Annotated in this window: 2 protein-coding genes and 1 pseudogene; all 3 read left to right on the top strand. The window is 68.3% G+C overall.

The annotated features are described in order from the left end of the window. Positions 1 to 269, top strand: a pseudogene (locus tag DBR34_RS21200) (hypothetical protein); the annotation flags it as partial. Between the two features lie 149 nt (positions 270 to 418). Beyond that, on the top strand, positions 419 to 781 hold the full coding sequence (locus tag DBR34_RS03675) for a DUF3088 family protein (protein ID WP_038688750.1): 363 nt from the start codon (positions 419 to 421) through the stop codon (positions 779 to 781). A 14-nt stretch (positions 782 to 795) separates the two neighbouring features. Continuing rightward, a partial coding sequence (locus tag DBR34_RS22075) for an MsnO8 family LLM class oxidoreductase (protein WP_258223642.1) occupies positions 796 to 1153 on the top strand: 358 nt, incomplete at its 3' end.

Raw genomic sequence — 1153 nt, forward strand, 5'->3', positions numbered from 1 at the left:
CTGCGCAGCGCCACGCGCGCACACTGGAACCGCAAGGGCCCCGGCGCACGGTGTTTGCCGCGGACGTGGTGGGCAGCGCTGCGCAGATCGTGGACCTGCTGCAGTCCGATCCGGTGTTGCAGCAGGTGGACGAGCTGCGCGTAGAGCTGCCCTATGAACTTCCCGCCAGCGACTACCGGCGGATTCTGCAGATCGTGGCCGAACAGATTGCGCCGGCGCTGGGGTGGGCGGGCGCTGCCGCTGCACCCCGGTTGCGTGCGGCCCCATAACCCCAGGCGTTTTGCATATGGCCAACGCGCATTTGCGTGGCCGGATCCGACCGCTGATTGTCGAGTTACGACGCAGGCCCACGCGGCCACGTCTCTAGCATCAAGGTTCCAACGGCGCGCTGTTGCCGGCCATGACGAGGAACGTATCCGTGTCTGCTTATCCCCCGAACAAACCCATCCTGTTCCTGCTCGACCGTGAATTCGAAGACGGCCAACTCCCGGGCCAGCGCTTCTTCTGCCGGCACAGCCTGCTGCTGGAGGGCGCGTTGTCGAGCATCGAGGGACTGGATGCGCAGCTGGATGTGCGCCGGATCGGATTTGCCCGGCCGCGCCGCGAAGTGATCGCCGAGATCGGCGAACAGGACCAGTCGCTGCCCAAGCTGGTGCTGCCGCAAGGCGTGCAGTCGGCGCATGCCAGTGGCGCGCACGACGACCGCCAGTACATCTCCGGTGCCGAACCGATCCTGGCCGCGCTGAACGGGTTGCTGGGCATTCCCGTGGCCCATCCCTGAGCAAGGAGCACACGATGAGCTACCTGACCAGCGTGCTGGACAAGAGCCCGATCCGCGAGGGCGGTACGCCCGAGCAGGCGCTGCGCGACAGCCTGCGCCTGGCCCAGCATGCCGAGCATCTGGGCTACCACCGGTACTGGTTCGCCGAGCACCACGCGACCCCGCAACTGGCCAGCCCGGCGCCGGAAGTGCTGGCGGCCTGGGTGCTGGCACAGACCGCGCGCATCCGCGTCGGCACCGGCGGGGTGATGCTGCGCCACTACGCGCCATACAAGGTGGCCGAAACCTTCAACCTGCTGGCCAGCCTGGCCCCGGGCCGGGTGGACCTGGGCATCGGCAAGGCACCTGGCGGACTGCCGGCCTCCACGGCGG

The organism is Stenotrophomonas sp. HMWF003, assembly GCF_003061285.1.
GTDB lineage: Bacteria > Pseudomonadota > Gammaproteobacteria > Xanthomonadales > Xanthomonadaceae > Stenotrophomonas > Stenotrophomonas maltophilia_AP.